Origin of the sequence: Streptomyces antibioticus (assembly GCF_002019855.1) — a bacterium.
GTDB classification, from domain to species: Bacteria; Actinomycetota; Actinomycetes; order Streptomycetales; family Streptomycetaceae; genus Streptomyces; species Streptomyces antibioticus_B.
Genome location: NZ_CM007717.1, coordinates 4060582 through 4086797, shown reverse-complemented (window position 1 = coordinate 4086797; position 26216 = coordinate 4060582). Strand labels below are relative to the sequence as shown.

Sequence of the window (26216 nt, the reverse complement as noted above, 5' to 3'; positions counted from 1 at the left end):
CCCGTGTGCTCGTCGTCGAGGACGAGGAGTCCTTCTCCGACGCCCTGTCGTACATGCTCCGCAAGGAGGGCTTCGAGGTCGCCGTGGCGGCCACCGGGCCCGACGGCCTCGACGAGTTCGAGCGCAACGGCGCCGACCTCGTCCTCCTCGACCTGATGCTGCCGGGGCTGCCCGGCACCGAGGTGTGCCGCCAGCTGCGCGGCCGCTCCAACGTCCCTGTGATCATGGTGACCGCCAAGGACAGCGAGATCGACAAGGTCGTCGGGCTGGAGATAGGAGCCGACGACTACGTCACCAAGCCCTTCTCCTCCCGCGAGCTGGTCGCCCGGATCCGGGCCGTCCTGCGCCGCCGCGGCGAGCCGGAGGAGGTGACCCCGGCGGCCCTGGAGGCCGGGCCGGTGCGGATGGACGTCGACCGGCACGTGGTGACGGTCTCCGGCTCCAAGGTCGACCTCCCGCTGAAGGAGTTCGACCTGCTGGAGATGCTGCTGCGCAACGCCGGGCGGGTCCTGACCCGGATGCAGCTCATCGACCGGGTCTGGGGCGCCGACTACGTGGGCGACACCAAGACCCTCGACGTCCACGTCAAGCGGCTGCGCGCCAAGATCGAGCCGGACCCGGGCGCGCCGCGGTACCTGGTGACGGTGCGGGGACTGGGGTACAAGTTCGAGCCGTAGGCCGTATGTGAGGAAGCCTCGGGCGTACGTGAGGAAGCCTTGGGCCGTACGTGAGGAAAGGGCGGCATCCCGCGAGGGGTGCCGCCCTTTTCCTTGCCGTCTTTACGCTGCCGCGGGCCGGGTCAGTGACCCGTGCCCTCCTCGGTGCCCTCGGTACCGGCCTCCGCGCCCGCCGCGGGGGCCGACGCCGTGTCCGACGGGCTCGCCTCGGCGCTCTCGCCGGCCGCCGGGGACTCGGTGGACCCGGCCGGGGCGCTCGCGCTCTCGGACGGCTTCGGCTGCGGCGCCGAGGGGATGTCGCTGGGGCCCCAGCTCGAGAAGTAGCTCTCGGCGGGGACGACGAAGGCGCGCAGGGTCACCGCGCCCGTCTCGCTGAAGGTGAAGGTGGTCTTCTGGGCGTTGCCGTCGAGGGAGTCCTCGCCGGGGCTCTCCAGGACGGCGGAGGCGTTGCCGTCGCCGCCGATGACGAGGGAGCCGAAGGCCGGGACGGTCACCTTGCCCTCGCCCTTCGCGGGGGTGAGCTTGGCGGTGCCGAGGCCCTCGACCTCGATCGACTCCACCGTCTGATCGGTGTCACCGCCGTTGAAGACGGTGGCCGAGACGGCGACCGGGCCGCTGCCCTCCGGGGCCGGCTGGGTGATCACGACGGCGTTCTGCACCTTGATGACGCCGACGCTGGTCGCGGCGTTGTCCGGCTTGATCTCCAAGGTCTGGCTGTTGTTGCCGGCGCCGCAGGCGGCGAGCGTGGCGATCGAGAACGCGAGGGCGGATGCGGCGAGGGCGCCGCGTCGAAGGCTGCTGCTCACGGCGGCGGCATCTCCTTGAACGCACAGGGGCAGCTCACCTGGTGATAAAGCCGCCCTAAGGGTCTGTCAGCGGCCTTAGGTTACCGAGCTGTTCCCACGGGGCCGCACCCGACCCGCCTCTAGCGCGTTCCGCACTCCCGCGCGCACCTCCTCGCGCACCGCCGTCCCCCGCTCTTCCGGACGACCTCGTTCACCCACAAGTGACTCGCGAGTCACTTCCGTTTCACCCCGGCTCTTGTGCCGTGGCGCGGCTCGTCCGTCATTCGGATAACCGCCGCGGAGGCGGTCCCACGGATTTTCCGTGAAGGAATGCGGGGCCGTCCCGGAAATTGATCACGGGCGCGAGCGAAGAGCCGATGATCAATTCCGGAAACGATCGGTATCCGGCCAGGGCCGCCGAACGGAGTAGCGGAAGTCGCACACTTGGAAGCGGACATTTGTGGACGTTCGACCGTTCGGCTCCGCCTCCGGATGCGTGTAACGTACGCGTTTCACCCCCCTCGGAGAGCGCCTCCGACCTGCGAATACCTGCTTCCGCGAGCCCTTCGAAGCACGTCCCTGTCGCTGTTGTCAAGCCCCGAGATATGCCCTGACCTGCGAAAACGCCATTCAGGAACGGCAGTTTCCGTGTTACTCTGGATAGCCACGGAAGGGGTACCTGTCACATGACGTTCAAGGTTGGCGACACCGTGGTCTATCCCCATCACGGGGCCGCGCTGATCGAGGCCATCGAAACTCGCCAGATCAAAGGCGTGGACAAGACCTACTTGGTGCTGAAGGTCGCCCAGGGTGACCTGACGGTACGTGTGCCAGCGGACAATGCGGAGTTCGTCGGCGTGCGTGATGTGGTCGGTCAGGACGGGCTGGACCGGGTCTTCGAGGTGCTGCGCGCGCCGTACGCCGAGGAGCCCACGAACTGGTCGCGTCGCTACAAGGCAAATCTGGAGAAGCTCGCCTCCGGCGATGTCATCAAGGTCGCGGAAGTCGTGCGTGACCTGTGGCGTCGTGAGCGCGAGCGTGGACTCTCCGCAGGTGAGAAGCGCATGCTCGCCAAGGCCCGCCAGATCCTGGTGAGCGAGCTGGCCCTCGCGGAGAACACCAACGAGGACAAGGCGGAGGCCCTGCTCGACGAGGTTCTCGCGTCCTGACGCCGGCACCAGCCGACTTCAGCACTGAAGAGCGCTCTGAAGAACACTGAAATGCCGCGGTGCCCGATGACGTATTTCTCGTCGCCGGGCGCTGCGGCATGTTCGCGTCCGAGTCGCCGCGGTCACCAGGTCGCTCCGTCACCACGTCGTCACCACGTCGCGTCGGACCCTCTCGGGAAAACGCCTCGGGAAACCCCGATACTTAGCGTGCCGGGCCCGGGGCGCTGGCTCGACCGGAACGTCACGGAAGGGTCCGGTCAAGGCGTCGCGCCCGGCACGCTGTGTCCGTACCCAACATGGCCGAGCACACAAACCTGACAGGAACCGATGTCTGACGATTCGCTTCCCTCGACCGCGGACGCCCCGGCGGACACCCGCGCGTCCGCCCGTACGGCCGCCGTGATCCCGGCCGCCGGCCGGGGCGTACGCCTCGGTCCGGGCGCCCCCAAGGCACTGCGCGCGCTGAACGGCACGCCCATGCTGATCCACGCGGTGCGCGCCCTCGCCGCCTCCCGCGCCGTCTCCCTGGTCGTCGTCGTGGCCCCGCCGGACGGCGCCGCCGAGGTCAAGTCGCTGCTCGACGCGCACGCCCTGCCCGAGCGCACCGACTTCCTCGTGGTGCCCGGCGGCGACACCCGCCAGGAGTCCGTGAAGCTCGGCCTGGACGCGCTGCCGCCGGAGTACGACATCGTCCTCGTGCACGACGCCGCCCGGCCGCTCGTCCCCGTGGACACCGTGGACGCCGTCATCGAGGCCGTCCGGGACGGCGCCGCCGCCGTGGTCCCCGCGCTGCCGCTCGCCGACACCGTCAAGGAGGTCGAGCCGGCCGCCGTGCCCGGTGACCCCGAACCGGTCGTCGCCACCCCGGACCGCGCCCGGCTGCGGGCCGTCCAGACCCCGCAGGGCTTCGACCGGGCCACGCTCGTCCGGGCCCACGAGACGGTCACCGAGGACGTCACCGACGACGCGAGCATGGTCGAGCGGCTCGGCCCGGCGGTCGTGGTCGTGCCCGGCCACGAGGAGGCGTTCAAGGTCACCCGGCCCCTCGACCTCGTCCTCGCCGAGGCGGTCCTGGCCCGCAGGAGGCTCAACGATGGCTTCTGAGCCCGTGGCCGGGGTGCCGCTTCCCCAGGTCGGCATCGGCACCGACATCCATGCCTTCGAGGAGGGCCGCGAGCTGTGGTGCGCGGGCCTGAAGTGGGAGGGCGAGGGTCCCGGTCTGGCCGGGCACAGCGACGCGGACGTCGTCGCGCACGCCGCGTGCAACGCGCTGTTCTCGGCCGCCGGGCTCGGTGACCTCGGGCAGCACTTCGGCACCGGACGGCCCGAGTGGTCCGGCGCCGCCGGGGTCACCCTGCTCACCGAGGCCGCCCGGATCGTGCGCGCGGCCGGCTTCACCATCGGCAACATCGCCGTCCAGGTGGTCGGACCCCGCCCGAAGATCGGCAAGCGCCGCGACGAGGCGCAGAAGCTGCTGTCGGAGGCGGCGGGCGCACCCGTGTCGGTCTCGGGCGCGACCACCGACGGGCTCGGCTTCCCCGGGCGCGACGAGGGGCTCATGGCGATCGCCACGGCACTGGTGGCCCGTACCGGCTGACCCGTGCGGCACGGCGGTATCGGGCCAGGTGGCGTCGCACGGGCGGGCGCCATCGCACCGCATGTCACGAAAGTGTGGCCCTTGGGGGGAAGGGGCTCGGGGCATCGCCTCGCGCCCACTACCCTGGAGTGGTGACTATTCGCCTGTACGACACCAGCGCCCGGCAGATTCGTGACTTCATCCCGCTCCAGCCGGGTTGTGTCTCGATCTACCTGTGTGGTGCCACCGTGCAGGCCGCCCCGCACATCGGGCACATCCGTTCCGGCCTGAACTTCGACATCATGCGCCGCTGGTTCACCCACCGGGGCTACGACGTCACCTTCATCCGCAACGTCACGGACATCGACGACAAGATCATCGCCAAGTCGCACGACCAGGGCCGCCCCTGGTGGTCCATCGGCTACGAGAACGAGCGGGCGTTCAACGACGGCTACCAGGCCCTCGGCTGCCTCCCGCCGACCTACGAGCCGCGCGCCACCGGGCACGTCCCCGAGATGATCGAGATGATGCGCGGTCTCATCGAGCGCGGTCACGCCTACGAGTCCGACGGCAACGTCTACTTCGACGTGCGCTCCTACCCGGAGTACCTCCAGCTCTCCAACCAGGAGCTGGACAACCTGCTCCAGCCCTCGGGCGACGGCGAGACTGGCAAGCGCGACCCCCGCGACTTCGCCATGTGGAAGGCGGCCAAGCCGGGCGAGCCGAGCTGGGAGACGCCGTGGGGCCGCGGCCGCCCCGGCTGGCACCTGGAGTGCTCGGCGATGGCGCACAAGTACCTGGGCGCGTCCTTCGACATCCACGGCGGCGGCCTCGACCTGATCTTCCCGCACCACGAGAACGAGATCGCCCAGGCCAAGGGCTACGGCGACGAGTTCGCGCGGTACTGGGTGCACAACGCCTGGGTCACCATGAGCGGCGAGAAGATGTCGAAGTCCCTCGGGAACTCGGTGCTCGTCTCCGAGATGGTCAAGCAGTGGCGTCCGATCGTGCTGCGCTACTACCTCGGCACCCCGCACTACCGTTCGATGATCGAGTACAGCGAGGAGTCGCTGCGCGAGGCCGAGGCGGCGTTCGCGCGGATCGAGGGCTTCGTGCAGCGCGTGACCGAGCTGGCGGGGGACGTCGTCGAGCCCGCCGCCGAGGTCCCGCCGGCCTTCGCCGAGGCGATGGACGACGACCTGGGCGTCCCGCAGGCGCTGGCCGTCGTGCACACCACCGTCCGGCAGGGCAACTCCGCGCTCGCCGCCGACGACAAGGAAGCCGCGGTGGCCCGCCTCGCCGAGGTGCGCGCCATGCTCGGTGTCCTCGGTCTCGACCCCCTCGACCCGCACTGGGCCGGGGAGAGCGACCGCGGCGAGGATCTGAACGGCGTCGTCGACAGTCTCGTACGACTGGTCCTGGACCAGCGGGAGGCCGCGCGCGGGCGGAAGGACTGGGCGACCGCGGACGCCATCCGCGACCAGCTCAACCAGTCCGGGCTGACCATCGAGGACAGCCCCGCCGGGCCGCGCTGGTCGCTCGCCCCCCGGTAGCCGCCGTTTCTTGATCGATTGTGCCGCCCGGCCGTCCGGGCGGCACACTGCATGTACGTACGTACGCACGGCGTGCGCTTTCGCGCGCCTCACACAGACAGGTAGGTCATGGCAGCCAACAACCGCCGCATGTCCGGCAAGAAGGGCGCGCAGGTCGGCAGTGGCGGCCAGCGGCGCCGGGGCCTGGAGGGCAAGGGTCCGACCCCGCCCGCCGAGATGCGCAAGGGCCACAAGAAGAACCGCCTCGCCACGGCCAAGGCCAAGCAGTCCCAGCGCCGTCCGGCGCCCCGCGGCCGCGGCGGCAAGGGCACGTCCGAGCTGGTCGTCGGCCGCAACCCGGTCGTGGAGGCGCTGCGCGAGGGCGTGCCCGCGTCCACGCTCTACGTCCAGCAGTTCATCGACAACGACGAGCGGGTGCGCGAGGCGCTCCAGCTCGCGGCCGAGCGCGGCGGCATCAACCTCATGGAGGCCCCGCGTCCCGAGCTGGACCGGATGACCAACGGCCTCAACCACCAGGGGCTCGTGCTCCAGGTCCCGCCGTACGAGTACGCGCACCCCGAGGACCTCGCCGAGGCCGCCTACGCGGAGGGCCAGGACCCGCTGATCGTCGCCCTCGACGGCGTGACCGACCCGCGCAACCTGGGCGCCGTGGTGCGGTCCGTCTCCGCGTTCGGCGGCCACGGCGTCGTCGTCCCGGAGCGGCGCGCGGCCGGTATGACCGCCGGTGCGTGGAAGACCTCGGCGGGCACGGCGGCCCGTACGCCGGTCGCGCGGGCCACCAACCTGACCCGCGCCCTGGAGGCGTACAAGAAGGCGGGGATCGTGGTCGTCGGTCTGGCCGCCGACGGCGAGGCCGAGATCGGCGAACTGCCCGCCCTGGACGGGCCGGTCGTCATCGTCGTCGGCAGCGAGGGCAAGGGGCTGTCCCGGCTGGTCGGCGAGACCTGCGACCACCGGGTGCGGATCCCGATGCCGGGCGGCGCGGAATCGCTCAACGCCGGTGTGGCGGCGGGCATCGTGCTGTACGAGGCGGCTCGGCGCCGGGTCTGAGGGCTCCCGCGGGTTCACTCACACGGGTTAATTCCGACGTGTCGCGCAACCTTGACGCGGTCCGGACACATCCGGTGGGTCAAAGCAGTGTCCTAACCACACGTCACTCGGTTAGATGAGTGTGGACACCAGAACACCCCGCACTCCCACGGGGGACCGCTCGTCGGGCTTCGACGACGTTCCCGCGCTGAGCATGGTGAAGGTGCCGAGCGATCCGGCGCAGGTCATCGTCACGCACGCGAGTTTCCGTGTGCAGTTGGGCGCGTCGGCGCGGCGCAGCCAATCCCCGCGGATCGCCCGGCACATGAGCGCCTTTCAGGACGCCCCGCGCGTCCCCCTCGCCGGGCCGGCGGGCAGGGCGGGCGCCGCCGCCGGTGCCCGCCGCCGGCCCGTCGTCTGGAGCGGCCAGACCGCCCCCGACGACACCGGCGCGCACCGACTGCTCCAGGCCGTGCGGGCGGGCAGCGTCGGCCACGGCGACCCGGCGGCCGCCGACGCCGGCGCCACCCAGGTCATCCCGCGCGTCGGCGTCGGCGGTTACGACGGCTACGAGGGGCACACCGGGTCCGGGTACGACGGATACGACGCCGACCTCACCGCCCAGACCCTCGAGACGCCGATCGTCGGCGCCCAGCGCGCCCCCGTGGCCGGCGAGCACCGGCTGCTGCCGCAGATGCGCCCCGTCGGCAGCGCCTACGACGAACCCGCCTACGACGACGGTCAGTTCGACGACTTCGAGGAGCCGACCGCCGCCGGGAGCGCGCCGCGCGGCGGCCGCCGGCACGCCGACGACGACGCCCGGCACGCCTACTTCCCCGGCCGCCGGATGAACCTCGGCGTGGTCCTCCTGCCGCTGCGCATCCTGCTCGGCTTCATGTCCGTGTACGCCGGCATGGGCAAGCTGTGCGACCCCGTCTACTTCGACGGCGGTGAGCGCGGCTCCATGGTGAAGTGGCTCAACACCCTGCACCCGTGGGAAGTCGCCGAGCCGCTGCGGCAGTTCGCCCTGCACCACCCGGTCGGCTCCGGGCTCGTGATCGCCTTCCTCCAGGTCGTGGTGGGCGTCCTGACCGTCCTGGGCTGCTGGCAGCGGGTCGCGGCGAGCGTGGGCGCGCTGCTGTCCGCCGCGCTCATCGTCACCGTGAGCTGGAAGACCGTCCCGGTCTACCAGACGCCCGACATCATCTACCTGGCCGCCTGGTCGCCGCTGATCATCGCCGGCGCGCCCGTCTACTCCGTCGACGGACGGCTCGCGGCGAGCGCCTGGCGGCGGCTCGGCCCGCGCTCCGACCTGTGGGAGCTGCGCCGGTACGTGCTGCGGCGGGGTGCGCTGGTCACCGCGATCGTCGTCGGTCTGACCCTGCTGACCGGCGCCCTGCTCGGCGGTGCCGTGCGGGACGCGGACCGGGTCGTCGTACCGGGACCGGGCGAGGCCCCGCGCAACGAACTGCCCGGCACGCCGCTGCCGGAGGAGTCCGGCTCCCACCCGGCGAGCGGCAGCCCCGCCGCGTCCACCTCGCCGACCCGGGAGGCCACCTCGGCGGCGCCCACGGCCGGCACGTCCGGTGCGTCCGGTACGGGCAGCGCCCCGGCCACGGACGCCGGCAGCAGCACGGCCGGTGCGCCCAGCCAGACCCAGGGCACGGCCGGCGAGGCCCCGCCGCAGCAGCCCGAACCGGTGGAACAGGCGCCGAGCACCAGCTCCGGTCCCACGTCCGGCGGTTCGACCGGCACGGGGGGTGCGACGAGCGGTGGCTCGGACTCCGGCTCGTCGTCATCGACGGGGCAGCCGGGTCTGGTGGGGGGTCTGCTGGGGTAAGGCGGTCCGAGTGAGCATGGGAACGGGGGTGCCTCGCGGAGGCACCCCCGTTCCTCTTGCGTCCGTCTGGGGTCAACGGCCCAGCGCGGCCAGCTCCTTCGCGGCCTCGGTGAGGTCCTTCGCCGTGTCGATGGCCCGCCAGTACGCGCCCTGCGGGATGGGGAAGCCGGCCAGCCTGCGCTCGCGCGCCAGGTGCGGGAACGTGGTCCGCTCGTGGTCACCGCGCTCGGGCAGCAGCGCGGCGAACTCCGGGGAGAAGACGTAGACGCCCGCGTTGATCTCGTACGTCGTCGGCGGGGCCTCGATGAAGTCGGTGATGTGTCCGAAGCCGTCCGTCTGCACGGCGCCCCAGGGGATACGGGGGCGGGCGAGGGCCAGGGTGGCGACGGCGTCCCGCTCGGTGTGGAAGTCGGCCATCTCGCGCAGCGAGAAGCGGGTCCAGATGTCGCCGTTGGTGGCGTACCAGGGGCGGTCCGGGTGGGGCAGATGGGCGGCGGCGTACCGCAGACCGCCGCCGCGGCCGAGGGGCTCGGTCTCGACGACCGTGGTGACCTTCACGGGCAGGTCGGCGGAGTCCAGCCACTCCTGGAGGACCTCGGCGAGGTGCCCGCAGGAGACGACGACGTCCGTGACGCCCTCTTCGGCGAGCCAGCCGAGCTGATGCCCGATGATCGGCGTCCCCGTGCCGGGGATCTCCACCATCGGCTTGGGCCGGTCATCGGTGTACGGCCGCAACCGCGACCCCTGGCCCCCGGCCAGGACAACGGCTTGCGTGGGACGGGAGGCGGCGTGCGGGTGAGTCATGGCGGAACTGTACGTGGTGGGTGTTACGAGAGTGGTGGGCGGCCGGTTTCGGCTTGCGCTGGGGGGGCGCTTGGGCTGGGCCGAGGGGGGAGGAGGGATGGGGGAGGGGGAGGGGGGAGGCGGCGGGTGGGTTCGCAGGACGGCGCGGGGGTGCGGTCGGGGCGCCGGGTGGGGGTCGGGTGTTGGGGCCCGGAACGTGGGGCTGCGGGTGGTCTGGGCGGGTCCCCCCCGACAGGGATGTGCGGGAGGTGGCGCAGGCGGCGGGCAGGGTGGGTGTGGGCCGTGGTCGGGGTGCGGCGGGGGCCGGGTCCGGCGGGAGGCGCCCGTCTGCCCGCGAGCGTGCGGTCGCTGGCGGCATGTGGCGTGGGCGGCGCCGTGCATGGTGGATTGCCGCGGGGGCCGGGTGCCGGTGGGGGCAGGTGGTGTCGCGCGGGCTGGGGGTCGGGCGGGGCCCGCGGCAGGGGCCGTCCGCTGGGAAGGGTGCGGTCGCTGGCGGCACGCGGCGTGGGCGTTGCCGTGCAGGGTGGGTTGCCGCAGGGGCCGGGTGCGGGCGGGCGCAGGCAGTCTCGCGCGGGCCGCCTGCCGGGCAGGGCGAGGTCGGCGGGAGGCGCCCGTCTGCCTGGGGGCGTGCGGTTGCTGGCGGCACGGCGGCGTGGGCGGCGCCGCGCACGGTGAGTTCCCGCAGGGACCGGGGCCGGTGGGAGCGGGCAGTCTCACGCGGGCCGCCTGCCGGGCAGGGCGAGGCCGACGGCGGGGCCCGTCCGCCCGGAATCATGCGGTCGCCGACGGCATGCGGCGCGGGCAGCGCCGTACATGGTGGGTTGCCGCAGGGGCGGGGTCCGGTGGGGGCAGGCGGGGTCGCGCGGGCCGCCGGGCAGGGCGAGGCCGGTGGCGGGGGCCCGTCCGCTTGGAAGGGTGCGGTCGCCGGTGGTGTGGGCAGTGCCGGGGTTGGGGGAGCTGCGGTGCCCTGGCGTCAGCCAATCGGGGCCTGTGGTGTCGTCCCGTCCCGTCTTGCCGCTGTCGTTCGGTCTCGTGGAGGGCCTTGTGCAGGTGCCCCTGGGCCGGTGTGGGTGGGGCCGGGCCCCGGGGGTCGGTTGGCCCCCGGGGTGGGGGGTCAGCTGTGGGCCGTCAGGACGCCGGAGGCGAAGGCCGTGTCGCAGACCGGGCGGGCGTAGGACTGGGCGCGGGAGGGGCCGTACGCGCGGACCGCGGCGCGGCCCAGGGCGCGGGCGATCGAGGCGCAGTGCTTGGCGAGGGACGGCTTGCCGTTCACCGCGGCCTGGAGGTGGGTCAGGGCGACGCCCGGGTCCTTCTCCTGGAGCTCGGTCAGCAACTGGTCGCGCAGGACGTCCTGCGGGGCCTTGGCGGTGTTGTGGGCGACCTGGTGCGCGGTGGAGACGTCGGAGGCGGTGAGCACCGAGTCCGAGGGGTCCCCCGACCAGTTGACCCGGGTGACCGCGAGGGTCCCCGAGAGCACCATGACGACGGGCAGGACGAGGGCGAGCGAGCGGCCGATCCGGCGGGCTGGGCCGCCCTGGCCGCGTCGCGTGCGCTGGGTGGTGGAGTGGTTCGCGGAGTGCTTCACGCGTGAGAGGGTAGCGCCCGGTAATCATCCGGCGACATTTGGTCACCCGGACGGGGGATGAAGTGGTGCCTCTTTTTGGGTAGGGCGTTGACGGGCAAGGGGCCGTACGGGTCGAAAACGGCGTGGATGCCGGGGTTTGTGCGGGGAACGGGGAAGGGCCCCGCGGCAGTCCGCGGGGCCCTCTCCGTCAATCGTCGTTCGACCGTCGTTCTCGCCGTCCGGGACGGGTCAGTCGGACAGGCGGGCGCCCGTCGACGTGGAGAACACGTGGGTCTCGCCGCCGCGCGGGACGACGTGCAGCGTGCTGCCCTTCTCCGGGACGTCACGGCCGCCGACGCGGACCACGAGGTCCTTCGACTCGCCGCCGACCTGGGCGGTGCCGTAGACGAAGGCGTCCGAGCCCAGCTCCTCGACGACGTTCACGGTGACCGCGAGGCCCTGGTCGGAGTCGGCGCCGGCCACGTCGAAGTGCTCGGGGCGGACACCCACGGTGACCGTCTTGTCGGTGGTGGAGGAGAGCGCGTCGCGCTGCACCGGCACCACGGAGTTGCCGAACTTCACGCCGCCGTCGGCGATCGGGACCTCGACGAGGTTCATCGCGGGGGAGCCGATGAAGCCGGCCACGAAGAGGTTGGCGGGCTTGTCGTACATGTTGCGCGGGGTGTCGACCTGCTGGAGCAGACCGTCCTTGAGGACGGCGACCCGGTCGCCCATGGTGAGGGCCTCGACCTGGTCGTGGGTGACGTACACCGTGGTGATGCCGAGCCGGCGCTGGAGGGACGCGATCTGCGTACGGGTCGAGACGCGGAGCTTGGCGTCCAGGTTGGACAGCGGCTCGTCCATGAGGAAGACCTGCGGCTCACGCACGATGGCGCGGCCCATCGCGACGCGCTGGCGCTGACCGCCGGAGAGGGCCTTCGGCTTGCGGTCCAGGTACTCGGTGAGGTCGAGGATCTTCGCGGCCTCCTCGACCTTCTGGCGGATCACCGTCTTGTTGACGCCGGCGATCTTCAGCGCGAAGCCCATGTTGTCGGCGACCGACATGTGCGGGTAGAGCGCGTAGTTCTGGAACACCATGGCGATGTCCCGGTCCTTCGGCGGCAGGTGCGTGACGTCGCGGTCGCCGATGCGGATCGCGCCGCCGTTGACGTCCTCGAGACCCGCGAGCATCCGCAGGGAGGTGGACTTGCCGCAACCGGACGGGCCGACGAGGACGAGGAACTCACCGTCCGCGATGTCGATCTCCAGGGCGTCGACCGCGGGCTTGGTGGAACCCGGGTAGATCCGGGTCGCCTTGTCGAACGTAACAGTGGCCATGGCTCAGAGGCCCCCTTCTACCGGCAGGAACGTGCCGGACGATCCGTTGTAGGAAGGTGGTGTGGTGTAGTCCACCTGAGTGAACTTCCCGAGACGCTACCTGCCGTCCGCCCGATCTGTCAGTACCTGGCGGCATGTGAACTTCGCGGAAATTTTCGACGGGCCGCCCCGGCGGCCTGGGTACACTGCACGGGCACGTACGTGACCACGCACGCGCACGCCTCCTTAGCTCAGCTGGTAGAGCACCGCTCTTGTAAAGCGAAGGTCGTCGGTTCGAGTCCGACAGGGGGCTCCGATCGTCACCGCGCCTCTCCTCTCCCTCAAGCCCTCTCTCCGCTTTCTGCGGTACTTGCTGCCCCCGCCCCACCCCACGGCCGTACCCTGGTCGGCACCGTCAGGGAACCGTGCAGGCTGTCTGGAGGTAACGGGGTGGGAGAGCGGAGTCCGGAGCGGGTGCGGAACGAGCTGGTTGCGGCTGTCGTGGACGCGCTTCAGCGGTCGGGGACGGTGGGGCAGGCGGCCAGTCGGGAGATCTGGCGCGACATGCTCTCGGGTGAGCTGGGCGCCCGGGTGGAGCCGCTCACCGGGGACCGGCTGCGGCCGTGGCTGCTGACGGTGGTGCGGGAGTGCACCGCGGTCGGTGACGGGCTGGCCTGTCTGGTGCGGTCGCTGGAGTATGTGGAGCGGGAGTCCGCGACGGTCGCCGAGCTGTGGCCGCTGGTGGACGAGTGGGAGGCCGTCGACTTCTTCGGCCAGGCCGACCTGCGGGGCTTACAGCCGGTCCTCCAGTCGATCGGCGCCGCCGACATCTCGGCGATGGCCCGCCGCGCCACCCGGTCCCGGGTGCAGGAGCTGCCCGTCTGGTGCCGTACGGCGTGGCAGGTGTTCCTCCGGCTCGCGGGGGAGAACACCCCGCGCGGTGAGCTGCCGCCGAGCATGGCGTTCCTGTCGCTGACGGCGGAGTGGCTGGTGGAGGACGGCCGGGCGGAGGCCGCCGAGCTGCTGCGCCGCTTCAACCGGGAGCAGGCCGTGCCGCTCGGGGTGGAGACGCTGCTCGCGGACTGGCAGCACTCGGAGTTCCCGCGGCCGGAGCCCTCGCTGGTGCCGGCGTATCTGCTGATCCAGTTCGAGCCGGACCGGGTCGAGGCCGACCGCTACTACCTTTCGCACTGGCGGCAGTCCGACTCCGAGGGCTGGCACCCGGTGCGCGGCGAGACCGACCACCTGCGGCGCGATGAGCTGCCCGGCGCGGTGGAGCGGCTCGTGGAGGAGACCGAGAGCCGGTGGGCCGATCTGCGCCAGCCGGTGATCCTCGAGTTCGTGCTGCCCTGGGAGCTGCTGAACGAGCCCGTCGAGTGGTGGTCCAAGGAGTCCGACTCTCCCTACCCGACCCCGCTCGCCCTCGACTACCCGGTCGTCGTGCGTTCCCTTGAGCGGTTGCAGCGGGCCGCCTGGCACCGGCCCTGGCACATCAAGTGGCGGCAGTTCAGCGAGCGCCCGGCCGACAGCCACTCGCACTGGAGCCGGCCCGCGCAGGACGGGGCGTACTTCTTCCATCTGGAGCGGGAGCTGAAGGAGGACCGCAACGCCGTCTGCCTGGTGCTCAGCGAGCCGCCCGGCGAGGACGCGGGCGCCGGCCGCCGCGAGATGCTGGCCGGGCTGCGCGCCGGGGTGCCGGCGATGATCTGGCACCGGGAGGACTGTTCCGACGCGGCCTTCCACGACGCCGTCGGGGAGATCCTCCAGGACCGTTCCCTCGGGGGCCTCGCCGACCGGATCCGGCAGTGGCGGAAGGAGGCGCTGGCGCTCGGGCCCGAGGGCTGGCACGACCACGTGGGGCGGCATCTGGCCATCCTGCTGGACGACCCCGACCGCAAGCCGACCCCGCCCGGGCCGGTGTAGCCGCCGTGGCCGCCCGCGGCGGGGCGCACGCCCCCGCGTCCGACGGTCCGTTAGGCCCCCTTCCCGGCCCCCTTCCTGGCCCCCCTTCCTGGCCCCCTCCCGGCCCCCCTCCAGGCCCGCCCGAGGCACCCTTGCGTCCGCCCTGGCGCGGTGTCATGTTGGTACGACCGCGTGTCCGTTCCCTGTTGTCCCACCCTTTGTGGCCTGCCGCCTTGCACCCCGAGCAGACCGCTGACAGGCTGGGCGCGTGGATGTCACGCATGCCCGCGCAATGCGGGGCCTCCTCCCGCTTTCCGCGGCGGCCAGCAGCCCTGGACGCTCAGAGAGTGCTTATGCGGTGTGACGATGATTCACGATCAGCGACGGCACCGACTTCTGACGAGGCATCCCTCCGCGCGGCGCTGGAGGCGCTGAACGGACTCGCCGCCCCGGACGCGGACCCCGCCGAGCGCCCCGCCGTCCTGTTCGTCGTGGACGACCACGTCACCATGCGGGTGTGGGACGCGCGCATCGCCCGGCTCGTCGACGCCGTCGCCGCCGCGGGCACCCTGGGCCCCGTCTTCACCACCCGGCTGCTCTGCTCCGACGACACCGAACCCGCCCGGATCCGGCTCGCCGGACTGCCCGCCGACGACGCCCCCCACCGGGTCGTGCTGATCCTCACCGACGGCCTCGCGGCGGGCTGGCGCTCCGACGCCGTCCTGCCCCTGCTGCGCGAACTCGGCCGCACCGAACCGGTCGCCCTGCTCCAACTCCCGCCGCAGCGGCTGTGGTTCCGCACCGGCCCCGAGGTCCTGCGGATGCGGCTGCGGGCCGACCGCCCCTGGGCCGCGAACGCCGCGCTGCGCTGGGAGCTGCGCACCTCCCCGCTGGAGACCACCGACGACGGCCTCGACGGTACGGGGGTGATGCCGGTCCCCGTCCTGGAGCTGACCGAGCGGTCCCTGTCCGGCTGGGTGGCCCTGGTGACCGGGCGCTGCCGGGGCTGGACGGAGATGTCCGGGCTGCGCGCCCGCGAGTGGAAGCGGCGGGCGGACGCGGCGCGCGCCGTCCCGTGGATCGACGACGTGCCCGATCCGGCGAGCGCGGTGCCGCCCTGGGAGCGGGTCTCGGAGTACCGGGCGGCGGCCTCGCCGACCGCGTTCGCGCTGGCCACCCGGCTGGCGGCGGCCCCGCTGACGCTGCCCGTGATGACCGCCGTCACCGCGTCCACGCCCGGCGCCGGGCCCGCGCATCTCAGCGAGCTGCTGATGAGCGGGCTGGTGCGGCCCGCGGGCGCGGAGGGTGAGCTGGCGGCCGGGGTGGCGTTCGCCTTCGGGCCCAACATCCGCGCGGAGTTACTGGCCCTGTCCCGGCGACGGGACACCGTACGGGTCCTGCACGACGTCCGGGCGCTGACGGCGGCGGCGGCGACGGCGGCCGAGTCGCAGGAGCAGGACCCGGATCCGGACCCGGACTCCGATCAGGAACAGGATCCTGAGCGGGAGGGCGACGACGTGCCGCGGGTGACCGTGGGCAACGTGGCCTTTCTGCGGGTCGAGCTGGCGGCCCTGTCGGCGCTCTCCGGGCCGCGGTTCCTCGCGCGCGCCGGGCGCCTGGCGCGGGCGCTGGAGGAGTACGACCGGCAGCACAGCGTGAGTCTGAGCAAGGACGGGACCCGGCGGCGGCCGGTCGAGCCGGTCGAGCCAGCGGGTCCGGTGGATCCGGTGAACCCCGCGTCTTCCGGGGCCGGGGCCGCGCCGCACCGGGGAAGCCCCGCCCCGCACCAGGGACACGACGTGTCCGCACCAACCCCCAGGGGGTCCGGGACAACTTCAGAAGGAGCCACGGACATGGCGACCACCCAGCAGCAGCCCTCGGTGGAGAGCGGGCAGTCGACGACGCCGCGCGTCTGGGGCAACATCCCGCCCCGGAACCCGAATTTCACCGGCCGGGTGGACCTTCTCGAACGTCTGGGCGAACGATTGGCCGAGGGCACGACCACCGTGCTGCCCGAGGCGATCCACGGCATGGGCGGTGTCGGCAAGACCCAGCTCGCGATCGAGTACGCGTACCGGCACCAGTCCGAGTACGACATCGTGTGGTGGATCCCGGCCGAGCGCCCCGGTCAGATCGGTCAGGCGCTGGTGGAACTGGCCCAGCGGCTCGGCCTGGTGAGCAGCGCCGAGGCGAACATCGCCGGGCCCGCCGTGCGGGAGGCGCTGCGCGAGGGGCGGCCGTACTCGCGCTGGCTGCTGATCTTCGACAACGCCGACAGTCCGGAGCGGGTGCGCGACTACTTCCCCACCGGCGGCAGCGGCACCATCCTCGTCACCTCCCGCAACCGGCGCTGGAGCGTCGTAGGACCCTCCCTCGAAGTGGACGTGTTCACGCGCGAGGAGAGCAAGCAACTGCTGCGCCGTTCCAGTGCCTACGGCGAGGAACTCGACGACACCGACGCCGATCTGCTCGCCGAGGCGCTCGGCGATCTGCCGCTCGCGCTGGAGCAGGCCGCGGCCTGGCGGGCCGAGACGGGGATGCCCGTGTCGGAGTATCTGCGGCTGTTCGAGCACAAGCGCAGCGAACTGCTGGAGGTCTCGCCGCCGCCCGACTACCAGCTTCCGGTGGCCGCCGCCTGGAACGTCTCCCTCGACCATCTGGAGACCCGCAGCCCCGCCGCGCTGCGGCTGCTCCAGTTGTGCTCCTACTTCGCGCCCGACCCCATCTCGCGGTCGATCTTCTCCGGCCTCGGCGGCTCCCGGATCGACCCCGACCTGGACCGGGCGCTCAACGACCCGATGCGGCTGGCCCGGGCCATACGGGAGATCAACCGCTACTCGCTCGCCCGTATCGACCACCGGACCAACTCGATCGAGATGCACCGCCTCGTGCAGGCCGTGCTGATCCACCGGATGACCCCCGAGGAACAGAAACGCATGCGCAATGGGGCTCACACGCTGCTGGCCGCCGCCGACCCGAAGGGACCGAACCAGGCGGCCAACTGGCCCCGGTACGCGGAGCTGTACGGCCATGTCATCGCCTCCACCGCCGTCGAGTCCGACCAGCCGTGGGTGCGCGCGCTGGTGATGAACGTCGCCAAGTACCTCTGGTACTGGGGTGATCACCGGGTCGCCATCGAGTTCTCCGAGCAGGCGTGGGAGACATGGCAGCGGCTGTTCGGCCAGGAGGACCAGCAGACGCTGCTGATGGGGTGGTGGCTGGGGTTCCTGTACCTGATGGTGGGGCGCCACGACGAGGCGTCGGCGGTCGTCTCGGTCCTCAAGGACGTCTACACGCGCACGGCTCCCGCGGATCAGGAGGACACGCGGGAGGACGCGTTGGTGGCGTTGAACCTGGAGGCGTCGGTCCGCCGCCACCAGGGGGACTTCGAGGCCGGCGCGGAGCTGGACGAGATGGCCTACCAGCGGGCCCGGCGCGCCTTCGGCGACGACGACCCGACGACGCTGATCACCTCCCACAACCTCGGCGTGAGCCTGCGGCTGATGGGCGAGTTCCAGCGGGCGCTGGAGCTGGACCGCCGTACCCACGAGATGAAGGTGCGGCTGTTCGGCCGTGACCACCAGCAGGCGCTGGTGACGGAGGCGAGCGTCGCCGTCGACGTACGGGAGACCGGCAACTATGTCGGGGCGCGGTCGTTGCAGCAGGCGGTGGTGGACGGGTACCGGGCCTCCTTCGGCCCGGAGAACCCCACGACGCTGCGGACCCAGCGGCAACTGAGCGAGGCGTGCCGCAAGGAGGGCGACCCGGTCACCGCGCTCCGGCTGGCCCGGGAGACCTTCGAACAGTTCAGCCGCCGGTACGGCCCCGGCCACCCGGACTCCCAGACGTCCGCGCTCGCCCTGTCGGTGGCGCTGCGGCAGAACGGCAAGCTGGAGGAGGCCCTGGAGCGGGGCCAGAAGGCCGGTGCGGGTCTGCGGGGCATCTTCCGGCCGGACCATCCGCATGTCATGGCCGCCGACGTCGACCTCGCGGTGACGCTGCGGCTCCTGGGTCGGGCGCAGGAGGCCAGGGAACTGGACGAGGCGGCGCTGGCGTCACTGACCGGGCGGCTCGGGGAGAACCATCCGATCGTGCTGGCCTGCGCGATCAACCTGGCGAGCGATCTGAGCGCGCTGGGCCTGCTCGCCGAGGCCCGGGGGCTGGGCGAGCGGACGGTGGCGCTGTGCCGGACGCGGCTCGGGGAGAACCACCCGACCACGCTGGTGTGCGCGGCGAACCTCTCCCTGGATCTCCTCGCGCTCGGTGAGGAGGCGGAGGGCGAGGCGCTGCGCGCGGACACCCTGGCCCGGATGGAGCGGTCCCTGGACCAGCCGCGGCACGCCTCGGGCGAGGCCACTCCGCACCCGGCGACGACCCAGGCCAGGGCGCGGCAGCGCAGCGACTGCGACATCGACCCCATGCCGATGTGAGACCGGCGGGACAGCCTTCGAGCGCTCTTGTGTGACGCCGACCGGCCGGCCTCCGGTGCTCCGATGTGAGGCCGGCTGGTCAGCTCTCCAGCGCTCCGAGCCAGTCGGCCAGCCGGACCGGGTCCGGAGCGGTGCCCGAGGTGTTCAGCAGAGCCCGGTGCACCGCGCGGGCCAGTTCGGGGCGGCGGCGCAGCAGGCGGGCCGCCGCCGGGTCGGTGCCGGACAGGTCCAGGGCGCTGCCCAGTCCGGCCCAGGCCGCGGGCGCGCCGGGGTCCGCGGCGAGGTCCGTGAGGTAGGCGTGCCGTGCCGCCGCCGGGTCGCCCATGCTCAGCAGGGCGTCCCCGGTGAGTGCCCCGGTGACCCGTGCCGCGCGTTTCTCCGGGCCGTCGGGCGACACACGGTCGTCGTCCGAGCCGCTCAGCCGGTACCGGACGAGGACGGTGAGGCTGTCCAGCCAGCGGGCCGAGGGGGAGGGCACGACCTCGGGCTCGGCCGCCGCCGCGCGCGGAGGCACGGCGGCGCGTTGCGACCAGGCGCGCACGGCCGCGTCGACCGCCGCCGCGGGAGGACGGCGGTGATGGGCGCGCCAGCGGGCGAGGTGGTCGTCGGCGCAGAGCCGGGCCAACTCCAGCCACGGGGCGGGGACCGGCTCCGCCAGCCAGCGGGCGCAGTGGGCCGCCAGCGTGTCCAGCAGCGCGGCCCCGAGCGGGGTGCGGCGCGGATGGTCCCGTACCTCCGCCACGGCCCGTGCCACCTGGGCGCGCCACAGCGCGAACTCGAAGTGCGCCAGGCCGTTTTGTTCGGACGCGACGGCGCGGTGGCCGGCCCAGAACCGGGTGATGCCCACGAAGGCGTAGATGCCCTGGAGCAGCCCTTCGACGGGCCGTGGGTCGTCCCGCCACGGCGCGTACCACCACTCCGGCGGGTCGGCGCCGGTGCCGGGGGTGAGGAGGGGAGCCAGGTGCAGCAGGCCGCCGAGTTTGACGTGCTGGAACTCGTGCACGAGGGTCACGGCGAGCTGGAGGGCGTCGTCGGGTTCGGACGCCTCGACGCCGCCGAAGGCGTCCCCGGACGTCACACTTCGCGGCCGAAACCTTTCCCTCGCCACTGTCGGTGTCAGCGACAGCAGCCCGCGCCGCATCGCGTCGGCCGTCGCGGGCTGTCCCGCGAGCAGCACCGCCCAGGCGCGCTCCAGCAGATGACGCCAGTGCGCGGTGTCGTCGGCCGACAGCGGCCGGGGCTCGGCGGGACGAGGGTAGGTCCGGTACGGGTCCGTGTCGTCCAGCGTGATGTCGAGCCGCCCGCCCTGGGGGCCGACGGTGAGGCGGCGCACCGGGTGCCACCCCGGACCGGGTGTGCCGGCCGGGGGCAGGGTGACGGTGCCGCCGGGGCCGGTCAGCGTGGCGTGTCCGCCGTCGGCGCGCGCGGTGGCCAGCGCCCAGGGTTCGGTCACGGGCAGGACCGCGCACCCGAGCGTCGGCAGGGGGACGCGGCCGTGGCGCACCGGAACGTCGAGGGAGAAGTCCAGGCCCGCGCGGAGCGCCGCCGCCGCGGCCAGGGCGTTGGCATGACCGAGGACGACCCACAGCGGCGGCTCGTCGTCCCCGGCCGTCGTGCCGCGCAGCCGGCGCAGGGCGGTGGCCAGCCACATGCCCGTCTGCGGGTACATGAGGAGGTCCTCGATGACCTCGGGGGAGTGCCGCTGCGTCCTGCTGAGCAGATCCCAGGCGGGGCCGAGGTCCGTGGCGTCGTCGAGCATCCGCAACAGCAGCAGCCGACGGCTGCGTTCGGCCTTCAGGAGGAGTCCGACGGTGTCCGGGCCGCCCTCGCCGCGCAGGATCTCGCTCACGCCGCTCACGGGCAGATGGTGGTGGGGCAGGGACGGCTCGTCAGTCACGAGCGGCCCCGGAGCGGGTCACCGGGAACGCATGACACCGCCGTCGATACCGCTGACACTGGCCGACTGCCGGTCGATCTCCGGAAGAAGCTCCCGCACAGAGGCGGCGAGGATCCGGTCGTCAATGGAGCGCAGCGTTTCAAGAGATACCCCCGCGAGATCGACCAGGCTGGACTCGACGGCGGCCACAGTCGGCTCCATGACGGCCAAACCCCTTCCCCCCGGCTCGTTGGATGCTGGCTGCTCACATCCTCCTGATGATGACCCACCGCACGGGTGATGAAACCCCGGGTCCCGTCGGGCGCGCGATATCAGGTCATCGTGGGTCCGGGGCGCGGCGGTTGCGCCGGGACAGTGCCGCCGTCTCCCGGTCCATACGGGCCACCCCGGCGGAGTCGCCCTCCAACAACCGTATCGCTTCAAGGAGTTGATCCAGGGTGCCCGGATAGCGCAGACAGGTGCGCAGGATGCCGAAGACGTCGGGGCGCAGGGCGTCCGAGCGGGGGCTCATCGCGGCGATCGCCGGGTCGATGCCGGACAGGACGAGGTCGAGGGTGGTGCGCCGGGCGACGGTGGGGAGGGCGGTCAACGCGCCCACCAGGCCGTGGAGTTCGGAGAGGGGGAGGCCGTCGGGGAGGGTGTCGAGGCGTGGGGTAGGGGTCGTGAGGTCCGGGGTCGGGTGGGTCAAGTCGGCCAGGGTGAGGGGGAGTCCGGCGTGGGTGTGCAGGGTGGTCAGGGCGGTCCGGTCGAGCAGGGTGTACCAGCGGCTCACCCGGACCGCGGCGAGCCGGCCCGGTCCGTCCGCGCGGTGGTGGGCGCTCACCAGGCCGATCAGCGTGCCGTCGTGCCAGACGGCCGCGCCCGACATGCCCTCCCAGGGCGAGCGCTCGGGGTCCGGGTCGGCGGCGGGCGGCGGGACGGCGAGTTCCAGCGTGCCCTCGCGGCGGTTGGACAGGACGGACGTCAGACCGGACGCGTGACAGGAGTCCCGGTACTGGGACGGTGAGCCGTCGTCCGCCGAGCGGGCCCGGTCCGTGCGGAGCTTGAAGCGGGGGAAACCCAGCGCGCTGCACGGCAGATGGACGTCCGCGTCCGGCAGGTCGCCGTAGACCGGAGGGTCGACGGGGGCGGCGTGCGGGCCGGGTGGAGGGTCGTCGGTGATCTTCAGGAGGGCCACGTCCGCCGTGTCGGAGGCGAGGACGACCCTGGCCCGCGCGGTCCACTCGTCGGCGCGGTCGGCCTCGAACCGGACCCGGACGCCGTCCGCGCCCGGACCGCGCACCACGTGCGCGGCGGTGAGCAGCCACCGGGTGCCGACCCGGTAGCCGGAGCCCCGGCGGCCGGGGGCGCCGGTCCGCGGGGCGGCCGGGACCATCACCTCCGCCACCCGGAGGGGGTCCAGTCCCGCCGGGCGGTCGTGCGCCTTCCCCGTGGGCCGGTCCCGTCGATCCCGTTCCGTCACGGGCAGGTTCTACCCGCCTCGGGCATCCGGTCATCCGATCCGGGCAGATTCCGTGCGGCTGCGGTGTGGGATGCCGGTGATGCACTAGAGTCGATCAAGTGGTCTGAAAACCGCCGAAAAGGTGGCTTCCCATCATATTTACGCTGTGTATAGGTGTTCAGGGGTTCCGGAGTAACCGGAGTACCGGAGTTTCAGAGTTCAGGGGCAGCGCATGCAGAAGCCGTCAGTCGAGTCCGAGCTGGTCGACCTCGGCGGCGTCCCGCTGGATGCCTGGCCCACCCTGGACCTTCCGTCGGCCGACGCCTCCCTGCGGCGGCTGCTCAGCCGGATCGACGACCCCGAGGGCAGCTTCGGCGGCTACCAGCCGCCACGCGAGGCGTAGCCGGATGCGGACGCCGTCCCACGCCCTCGCCCCCGAGACCCTCGCCGCGCTGCTCGGCGGTGGGGGCGGGAGTACGGCGGTGGAGGAGCTGCGGGCCGGGGAGCGCAGTTGGCGGCTGCTCGTCGTACGGGCCGTGCTGGACGCCGCGCCCGCCGGGCGGGCCGGGCCGTTGCCGCCGCCCGGCGACGGCTGGCGGCTGCTGACCCGGGCCTGGACGGCCGACGCACGGGCGGCGGAACGGGTGCTGGCGTATCCGGCGGTCGGCGTCTGGGCCGCGCACACCCTGCGCCGGCTGCGCGGCAGCGCCACGGACGAGGCGCCGCTGTGGGTGCACACCGGGCATCTGCACGCCCTCGCCGCGAGCGCGGCCGTCCTCGCCGGGATCGCGTTCCGCACCGACGTCCCCGTCCGGGACGGGTGGGTGGTCCTGCCGCTCGTCGGGGCGCTGCGGCTGCCCGAAGGGGGCGGTGGGCACGGCTGGGGTGTCGCCGAGGTGGCCGGTGACGGCGCCGGGCGGGTCACCGTCGCCGGGCGGGACGTCCCCGGGCCCGGCTGGCACACGCCGACCGCCCTGCGCGCCGACGGCTGCGCGCTGCTCCTCGACGACCTCGACCCCTACCGCGCGCTGCGCGGACCCGCCGCGCCCGAGCCGCTCGGCTCCGCCGACGACTGGCGGGAACTGTTCGCCGGGGCCTGGCGGGTGCTGCGCGAGACCGGTGCGGAGGAGGCGGACGCGCTGGCCCGGGGGCTGTCCGTGGTCGTACCCCGGCCGCGCACCGAACGCTTCCGGCCGCACAGCGCCTCCTCCGGCGACGCCTTCGGGGCCGCGCTGGCCTCGGTCCCGGACGACGCCGAACAGTTCGCCTCGACCCTGGTGCACGAGTTCCAGCACAACAAACTCAGCGCGCTCATGCACCTGTTCACCCTCCACGACGACCCCGGCAGCCGGCTGCACTACGCCCCCTGGCGCGACGACCCGCGGCCGCTCGGGGGGCTGTTGCAGGGCGTGTACGCCTTCCATGGGGTCACCGGGTTCTGGCGGCGGCGCGAACACCCGCTGGGGCGTTTCGAGTTCGCCCTGTGGCGGGCGCAGACGGCGTACGCGCTGAGGGCACTTGCGGGGGACGGCGGTCTGACCGATCTAGGGCGGCGTCTCGTCGCCGAGCTGACCGAGCGGCTCACGCCCTGGCTGTCCGAACCGGTCGATCCCCGCGTCCGGGCCGCGGCCGACCTCGCCGCCCGCGACCACCGGGCGACCTGGCGCGCCTACCATCTGCGCCCCGACCCCCGGACGGCCGACGCCGACGCCGGGTCCCTGGAGCGCGGCACGTCACCGCCCGCCCTCGTGCCCGGCCGGCCCACCCGCGGCCTGGACACCCGGGCGGTCCTGCTGCGCCGCCTCCTGGCCGATCCGGAGGGCCTGACCGGGCTGGACGACGACCCGGGCGCCGTCGTCGAAGGGGCCCGGCCCGAGGACGTCGCCCTGGTCACGGGCCGTACGGCGGAGGCGCTGGAGGCGTTCCGGGACCGTATCGTCCGCGGCGACGGCGACCCCGAGAGCTGGACGGGCCTGGCGCTGGCGGCCCACGCCACGGGCGACCCGGCGGGCGAGGCTCTCCTCGCCGCGCCCGAACGCGCCCTCGCCCTGTACGCGCGGCTCGGGAACCAGGGATCGGACCCGCTGGAGCTGGGGCGGCGGCTCGGCTGAGCGCAGGTGACCCGCGGGCGCCCGACGGATACTGGCCCCTGTGAAGGGGCCCCGAATCTCCCAGGCCCGGTCGGCCGTGTGGGCCTATGTCCGCAGTGCCCCCGGGACCTACCTGTGGCTGGGGATCCTGTGCGCCACCACCGTCGCCGTGCATCACATGTCCCCCGCGTTCGAGCACGAGTTCCTGCGGCGGCGGTCCACCAACATCCATGAGCTGTCCACGCACCCCGTACGGGTGCTGGCCGCCAGTGCCATGTGGACCGGCGGCGGGTCCTGGCTGCCGTACGCCGTGCTGTACTCCGTCTTTCACGCGCAGGCGGAGCGTTGGCTGGGGACGGTGCGGTGGCTGGTGGTGTGCGGGGCCGCGCATGTGCTGGCGACGCTGATCAGCGAGGGCGCGCTGGCGTGGGCCATAGCGGACGGGCGCGCCCCCGCGTCGGCGGTCCACACGCTCGACGTCGGTGTCAGCTACGCGCTGGCGGGCGTCGTCGGGGTGCTCACGTACCGGATCCCGACGCCGTGGCGGTACCCGTATCTCGCGGCCGTGCTGCTCCTCTTCGCCTACCCGCTGACCGCCGGGGCGACCTTCACCGACCTCGGTCACTTCGTCGCCGTACTCGTCGGACTCGCCTGTCATCCGCTGGTCGGAGGGCGGCAAAGAGTACGGAATCCGAAGGAGACAGGGGCCGTCGGGCCGGGTTAGCGTCCGATCATGAGCAGCTCGGCGCATGAGGTCGTGAACGGCGGGGTCTCCTTCTGGTACGCGGACGACGGGCTTCCGGCGGTGCGGGAACCGCTCGCCGGGGACGCCGACGCCGACGTCGTGATCGTCGGTGGCGGGTACACGGGACTGTGGACCGCGTACTACCTGAAGAAGGCCGACCCCGGACTGCGGATCACCCTTCTGGAGCAGCGGTTCTGCGGTTACGGCGCGTCCGGGCGCAACGGCGGCTGGCTCTACAACGGCATCGCCGGCCGCGACCGGTACGCCGCGCTGCACGGCCGGGACGCCGCCGTACGGCTCCAGCGGGCCATGAACGACACCGTCGGCGAGGTCGTACGGGTCACGGAGGCCGAGGGCATCGACGCCGACGTCCACCGGGGCGGCGTGCTGGAGGTCGCCCGGACGCCCGCGCAGCTCGCCCGGCTCAAGGACTTCCACGCGCACGAACTGGCCTACGGGGAGCAGGACCGCGAGCTGTACGGCGCCCGGGAGACGGCCGGGCGGGTGCGGGTCGCGGGTGCCGTCGGGTCGAGCTGGACGCCGCACGGCGCCCGGGTGCATCCGGTGAAGCTGGTGAAGGGGCTCGCGGCCGTGGTCGAGGCGCTCGGCGTGGAGATCCGGGAGTCGACGCCGGTGACGGAGATCCACGCGGGGCGGGCCGTCACGCCGTACGGGACCGTGCGGGCGCCGTACGTGCTGCGCTGCACCGAGGGGTTCACCGCCGCGCTGAAGGGCGAGAAGCGGACCTGGCTGCCCATGAACTCCTCGATGATCGCCACCGAACCGCTCACCGACGCCCAGTGGGCGTCGGTCGGCTGGGACGGACGGGAGACGCTGGGCGACATGGCGCACGCCTACATGTACGCCCAGCGCACCGCCGACGGGCGGATCGCGCTCGGCGGGCGCGGGGTGCCGTACCGCTACGGCTCGCGCACGGACCACGACGGGCGGACGCAGCCCGCGACGGTCGAGGCGCTGCGGGAGATCCTCGTCCGGTTCTTCCCCGCGCTCGCCGGGGTCCGGATCGCGCACGCCTGGTCGGGGGTGCTGGGCGTGCCCCGCGACTGGTGCGCGACCGTCACCCTGGACCGGTCCCGCGGCCTCGGCTGGGCGGGCGGGTACGTCGGTTCCGGCGTCGCCACCGCCAACCTCGCCGGACGCACCCTGTGCGACCTGGTCCGGCTGGACTCCGGCGCGGCCGGGCCCACCGAGCTGACCGGACTGCCGTGGGTCGGGCACAAGGTGCGCCGCTGGGAACCGGAGCCGCTGCGCTGGCTGGGCGTGCAGGGCATGTACGCCACCTACCGGGCCGCCGACCGCCGGGAGACCGAACGCCACAGCGCCGGGTCGTCGCGGCTGGCCCGGATCGCGGACCGGGTGGCGGGGCGGTAGGAGCC

The 26216-nt window shown here is 73.1% G+C and carries 20 protein-coding genes and 1 tRNA gene; 14 read left to right on the top strand and 7 right to left on the bottom strand.

Translation table 11 applies throughout. From position 1 onward, the window contains the following. Positions 1-5: 5 nt before the first annotated feature. Positions 6-677 carry a two-component system response regulator PhoP gene (gene phoP / locus AFM16_RS18305; protein ID WP_018568744.1) on the top strand — a complete coding sequence of 224 codons (672 nt, stop codon included), beginning with the start codon at positions 6-8 and terminating at the stop codon, positions 675-677. A gap of 122 nt (positions 678-799) precedes the next feature. On the opposite strand, the gene AFM16_RS18300 is transcribed toward phoP, so the two are convergent. Next, positions 800-1483, bottom strand: coding sequence for a DUF461 domain-containing protein (locus AFM16_RS18300; protein ID WP_078633962.1), 684 nt, complete (start codon positions 1481-1483; stop codon positions 800-802). Between the two features lie 665 nt (positions 1484-2148). Between AFM16_RS18300 and AFM16_RS18290 the strand changes: the two genes are divergently transcribed. The 6 genes from AFM16_RS18290 (at position 2149) to AFM16_RS18265 (ending at position 8629) form a co-directional block, all read left to right on the top strand. Beyond that, positions 2149-2631 carry a CarD family transcriptional regulator gene (locus AFM16_RS18290; RefSeq protein WP_003953493.1) on the top strand — a complete coding sequence of 161 codons (483 nt, stop codon included), beginning with the start codon at positions 2149-2151 and terminating at the stop codon, positions 2629-2631. Between the two features lie 327 nt (positions 2632-2958). Next, positions 2959-3735 carry a 2-C-methyl-D-erythritol 4-phosphate cytidylyltransferase gene (gene ispD / locus AFM16_RS18285; RefSeq protein ID WP_078633960.1) on the top strand — a complete coding sequence of 259 codons (777 nt, stop codon included), beginning with the start codon at positions 2959-2961 and terminating at the stop codon, positions 3733-3735. Then, positions 3725-4228 (top strand): 2-C-methyl-D-erythritol 2,4-cyclodiphosphate synthase, encoded by a 504-nt coding sequence (gene ispF / locus AFM16_RS18280; RefSeq protein WP_078633959.1) that lies wholly within the window; start codon positions 3725-3727, stop codon positions 4226-4228. The genes ispD and ispF overlap by 11 nt, the downstream gene beginning before the upstream one ends. Positions 4229-4359: 131 nt before the next feature. Then, entirely contained in the window at positions 4360-5760 is a 1401-nt protein-coding gene (gene cysS, locus AFM16_RS18275; RefSeq protein WP_030795124.1) for a cysteine--tRNA ligase, read from the top strand. Between the two features lie 108 nt (positions 5761-5868). Then, positions 5869-6810 (top strand): 23S rRNA (guanosine(2251)-2'-O)-methyltransferase RlmB, encoded by a 942-nt coding sequence (gene rlmB, locus AFM16_RS18270; protein WP_030795121.1) that lies wholly within the window; start codon positions 5869-5871, stop codon positions 6808-6810. Positions 6811-6925: 115 nt separating this feature from the next. After that, on the top strand, positions 6926-8629 hold the full coding sequence (locus AFM16_RS18265) for a DoxX family membrane protein (protein WP_078633958.1): 1704 nt from the start codon (positions 6926-6928) through the stop codon (positions 8627-8629). Positions 8630-8701: 72 nt separating this feature from the next. Here AFM16_RS18265 and AFM16_RS18260 read toward each other — a convergent pair whose 3' ends face one another. From AFM16_RS18260 to AFM16_RS18250, 3 genes are all read right to left on the bottom strand, one after another. Next, a complete protein-coding gene (locus tag AFM16_RS18260; RefSeq protein WP_030795115.1) occupies positions 8702-9433 on the bottom strand; it encodes a nucleotidyltransferase family protein in 732 nt (243 codons plus the stop codon). Positions 9434-10547: 1114 nt separating this feature from the next. Continuing rightward, on the bottom strand, positions 10548-11018 hold the full coding sequence (locus tag AFM16_RS18255) for a hypothetical protein (RefSeq protein WP_030785590.1): 471 nt from the start codon (positions 11016-11018) through the stop codon (positions 10548-10550). Positions 11019-11246: 228 nt separating this feature from the next. Beyond that, the gene (locus AFM16_RS18250; protein ID WP_030785588.1) at positions 11247-12335 is read right to left on the bottom strand and encodes an ABC transporter ATP-binding protein; all 1089 of its coding nucleotides are present in this window, start codon (positions 12333-12335) and stop codon (positions 11247-11249) included. Between the two features lie 219 nt (positions 12336-12554). Here AFM16_RS18250 and AFM16_RS18245 point away from each other — a divergent pair. The 3 genes from AFM16_RS18245 to fxsT all read left to right on the top strand — a co-directional run bounded on the left by AFM16_RS18245 (position 12555) and on the right by fxsT (position 18646). After that, positions 12555-12627, top strand: a tRNA-Thr gene (locus AFM16_RS18245). A 137-nt stretch (positions 12628-12764) separates the two neighbouring features. After that, positions 12765-14237: a VMAP-C domain-containing protein gene (locus tag AFM16_RS18240; protein ID WP_143648391.1), complete on the top strand. Its 1473-nt coding sequence runs from the start codon at positions 12765-12767 to the stop codon at positions 14235-14237. A gap of 332 nt (positions 14238-14569) precedes the next feature. Beyond that, entirely contained in the window at positions 14570-18646 is a 4077-nt protein-coding gene (gene fxsT, locus AFM16_RS18235) for an FxSxx-COOH system tetratricopeptide repeat protein (RefSeq protein WP_078633957.1), read from the top strand. Positions 18647-18725: 79 nt separating this feature from the next. On the opposite strand, the gene AFM16_RS18230 is transcribed toward fxsT, so the two are convergent. The 3 genes from AFM16_RS18230 to AFM16_RS38585 all read right to left on the bottom strand — a co-directional run bounded on the left by AFM16_RS18230 (position 18726) and on the right by AFM16_RS38585 (position 22005). After that, positions 18726-20543 (bottom strand): HEXXH motif domain-containing protein, encoded by a 1818-nt coding sequence (locus tag AFM16_RS18230; protein ID WP_078633956.1) that lies wholly within the window; start codon positions 20541-20543, stop codon positions 18726-18728. 18 nt (positions 20544-20561) lie between these two features. Further along, positions 20562-20732 carry an FxSxx-COOH-like cyclophane-containing RiPP peptide gene (locus tag AFM16_RS39385; protein WP_167797211.1) on the bottom strand — a complete coding sequence of 57 codons (171 nt, stop codon included), beginning with the start codon at positions 20730-20732 and terminating at the stop codon, positions 20562-20564. A gap of 127 nt (positions 20733-20859) precedes the next feature. After that, the gene (locus AFM16_RS38585) at positions 20860-22005 is read right to left on the bottom strand and encodes an effector-associated domain 2-containing protein (protein WP_143648389.1); all 1146 of its coding nucleotides are present in this window, start codon (positions 22003-22005) and stop codon (positions 20860-20862) included. Positions 22006-22216: 211 nt separating this feature from the next. Between AFM16_RS38585 and AFM16_RS39380 the strand changes: the two genes are divergently transcribed. From AFM16_RS39380 to AFM16_RS18205, 4 genes are read left to right on the top strand one after another with little or no spacing between them, the layout of a single operon-like run. Beyond that, a complete protein-coding gene (locus AFM16_RS39380; RefSeq protein ID WP_167797210.1) occupies positions 22217-22387 on the top strand; it encodes a hypothetical protein in 171 nt (56 codons plus the stop codon). Positions 22388-22391: 4 nt separating this feature from the next. Further along, positions 22392-24095 carry an HEXXH motif domain-containing protein gene (locus AFM16_RS18215; protein ID WP_167797209.1) on the top strand — a complete coding sequence of 568 codons (1704 nt, stop codon included), beginning with the start codon at positions 22392-22394 and terminating at the stop codon, positions 24093-24095. 40 nt (positions 24096-24135) lie between these two features. Then, positions 24136-24798 carry a rhomboid-like protein gene (locus AFM16_RS18210; RefSeq protein WP_245177727.1) on the top strand — a complete coding sequence of 221 codons (663 nt, stop codon included), beginning with the start codon at positions 24136-24138 and terminating at the stop codon, positions 24796-24798. 9 nt (positions 24799-24807) lie between these two features. Beyond that, entirely contained in the window at positions 24808-26211 is a 1404-nt protein-coding gene (locus AFM16_RS18205; protein WP_078633952.1) for an NAD(P)/FAD-dependent oxidoreductase, read from the top strand. Positions 26212-26216: the final 5 nt, after the last annotated feature.